Source organism: Petrachloros mirabilis, assembly GCF_975968855.1.
Window position 1 is genome coordinate 1 of the sequence record NZ_CDLUDY010000120.1, and the last position, 2,920, is coordinate 2,920.

General features: G+C 56.7%; 3 protein-coding genes. All 3 read left to right on the plus strand.

What is annotated here, in order from left to right:
* The coding region (locus ACWVCN_RS05035) for a peptide chain release factor-like protein (protein WP_455244425.1) at window positions 1-615 on the plus strand (615 nt) is incomplete at its 5' end.
* A 50-nt stretch (window positions 616-665) separates the two neighbouring features.
* A complete protein-coding gene (gene prmC / locus ACWVCN_RS05040) occupies window positions 666-1,517 on the plus strand; it encodes a peptide chain release factor N(5)-glutamine methyltransferase (protein ID WP_455244426.1) in 852 nt (283 codons plus the stop codon).
* Window positions 1,518-1,521: 4 nt separating this feature from the next.
* Complete coding sequence (murA, locus tag ACWVCN_RS05045; protein ID WP_455244427.1) at window positions 1,522-2,784, plus strand: UDP-N-acetylglucosamine 1-carboxyvinyltransferase; 1,263 nt, start codon at window positions 1,522-1,524, stop codon at window positions 2,782-2,784.
* Window positions 2,785-2,920 lie beyond the last annotated feature (136 nt).

Consider the following 2,920-nt stretch of genomic DNA (forward strand, 5'->3'; position numbering starts at 1 on the left):
GAAACCGGCAAGGGAGGTTACAAGACTGTTGTCGCATTGATCGAGGGGAAGGGTGCCTACGGCCTGTTGAAGTTCGAAAGCGGAGTGCATCGGGTGCAACGTGTTCCGGTCACGGAAGCAGCCGGCAGGATCCATACTTCGACCGTTACCGTGGCAGTCATGCCAGAAGTCGACGAAGTCGATGTGCAGATCGATCCGAAGGATTTGAGGATCGATACGTTCTGTTCGTCCGGTGCGGGAGGCCAGAGCGTCAATACCACCTATTCAGCCGTTCGAATCACGCACATCCCGACCGGAGTAGTCGTTTCATGTCAGGATGAACGGTCGCAGTTGAAGAATCGGACAAAGGCCATGCGGACGTTGAGTGCCAGAATCGTCGAAGCGGAGCGGGAGAGGCAGGAGGCGGAGATTGCCCAAAACCGTAAAGCACAAGTGGGTACCGGTGAGCGTAGCGAGAAAATCCGCACGTACAATTTTCCTCAGAACCGCGTAACGGATCACCGGGTGGGGGTCACGCTGCATAAGTTGGAGCACGTGTTGGAAGGTGACTTGGAAGAATTCGTTGCCGCACTTCGTGCGCAGCAGGACGCTGCGGCATTGGGGGCGGTCTCATGACGGAAAGAGGCACAGTTTCGATCCGGTGTGAGTCTGGAAGCCTCAACCAGGTGATCGCAAACATTCGAAGGCAACTTCTGGCCGCAGGGATTGAGTCTGCTGAACAAGAGGCGGTGTGGTTGGTCGAAAGCGCATTGAGCTTGTCTCTACTCCAGCAGGCCATGAATGGAAGCCGTCTCCTAGACCGGGAGGAAGCGGCGGAGGTTGCTAGAAAGGTATCCAGAAGGACCAGGAGGGAACCGCTTCAATATATTCTCGGGACGCAGGAGTTCTGCGGTTTAGAGTACAACGTGAATCCATCGGTGTTGATTCCTCGGCCTGAAACCGAGCTGCTGATTTCGGAAACGATCCGTCGGCTTCCCACGTCAGCATCTCATCCTGTTCTTATCGACGTTGGTACGGGGACCGGCTGTTTGTCTGTCGCCTTGGCGCGAACGTTAGTCAGTTGCACCATCTTCGCGAGCGATATTTCACGTTCTGCTTTGAAGGTAGCCAGACAAAATGCCGCTCGCCACGGTGTGGAGAAGGCAATCACGTGGCTGGAAGGAGATCTTTTGGTGCCTTTGAGCGGGAAAGGGCTTGAGGGAACTGTGTCGGCGATCGTCTCCAATCCGCCTTATATTCGCGAATCCGAGTGGCCGACGCTCCAGCCGGAGGTGCGGTTGTATGAGCCAAAGACCGCATTAATCGCAGGCCCTCGCGGTATCGAAGTTCACGAGCGCCTGTTGCGGGACGCTGTTTCATATTTAGCCCCTGGCGGGTTGCTCGTGATGGAAATGGGACAAGGACAGAGTAGCGAATTAGCAAAGACGGTTGAGTCAATGGCAGCTTACAGGGCAGTGGATGTCGTGCCTGACGAAGCCGGGATCGATCGGGTATTGATTGTTGAAAGGGCTGGTTGACGCGATGGATAAGATCGTCATATCGGGCGGGGTTCCCCTTCACGGCGAAGTGCAAATCAGCGGGGCGAAGAATTCTGCTTTGCCGATCCTGGCTTCGACCATCTTGGGCGGGGGCGAGTGTGTCATCACAAATGTGCCGCGCGTTGTTGATGTCGTGACAATGGGAAGGTTACTCGGGATGCTGGGCGCGACGGTTCAGCACGAGGGCAATCGTGACGTCATTACTGTTGATGCCATCAAGTCGACACAAGCGCCTTATGAACTGGTCAAAACGATGCGGGCTTCTGTGCTTGTCCTCGGGCCGCTCGTTGCACGCTGGGGAGAAGCAACGGTGTCTTTGCCGGGCGGCTGCGCTATTGGCTCCCGTCCGGTGAATCTGCATCTGGCCGGTCTCGCCAAGCTTGGGGCAGAGGTATCCATTGAACATGGCTACATCCACGCGAAGGCCAAGCGATTGAAGGGGGCGCCGATCTACTTTGATGTGCCCACTGTGACGGGAACAGAAAATCTCATGATGGCAGCTTCATTGGCGGAGGGGACGACGGTGATCGAGAATGCGGCAAAGGAGCCGGAGATCGTCGACCTTGCGGATTTTCTGACAAAGCGGGGAGCGCGGATTGCCGGCGCGGGAACGGATATCATTACGATCGAGGGCGTGCGCGAACTTCGCGGAAGCGACCACGAGGTGATTCCTGACAGGATTGAAACAGGCACGTACCTGGTGGCCGGTGCGATAACCAAGGGGTCTATTTCAGTGGACCGCTGTCGTCCAGAGCACAATGATCCATTGATCACCAAACTTCGAGAGGCCGGGGCGGAGATCCGCTTGGAAAAGGAACGCATTCACCTTGATGCCACGAAGGTGTCGCGTTTAAAAGGCGTGGATGTTCGGACACTGCCCTATCCCGGATTCCCTACAGATATGCAGGCGCAAATGGTGGCGCTTATGTCGGTTGCGGAGGGGATGAGTGTCGTGACGGAAACGGTGTTTGAAAGCCGCTTTATGCATGTGGAAGAGCTCCGGCGTATGGGGGCGGACATCCGAGTAGAGGGGAGCCATGTTGTGATCAGCGGAAGGGAACGGCTTACCGGTGCGCCGGTCATGGCCTCGGATCTCCGGGCGAGTGCCGGCCTTATTCTCGCGGGGCTGGCGGCGGACGGAACGACGGAAGTCTTGCGCGTGTATCACCTGGATCGCGGGTATGAACGGATCGAGAAGAAGCTGCGGGGAATAGGCGCCGTTATTGAACGACAAAAGGGTACGTGATGCTGACCATTGCGCTTTGTAAGGGGAAGTTGATCGAACCGACATTGGAATTATTCGGTCGGGCCGGCTATGGTTCGGCGCGATTGGCTACAGAGAGCCGCCGCCTGGTGTTCCAATGTCCGGACATCGGCATGAC

Coding starts and splice junctions, on each gene's coding strand:
- murA (WP_455244427.1), top strand. CDS start 1,522: ATGGATAAGATCGTCATATCGGGCGGGGTTCCCCTTCACGGCGAAGTG.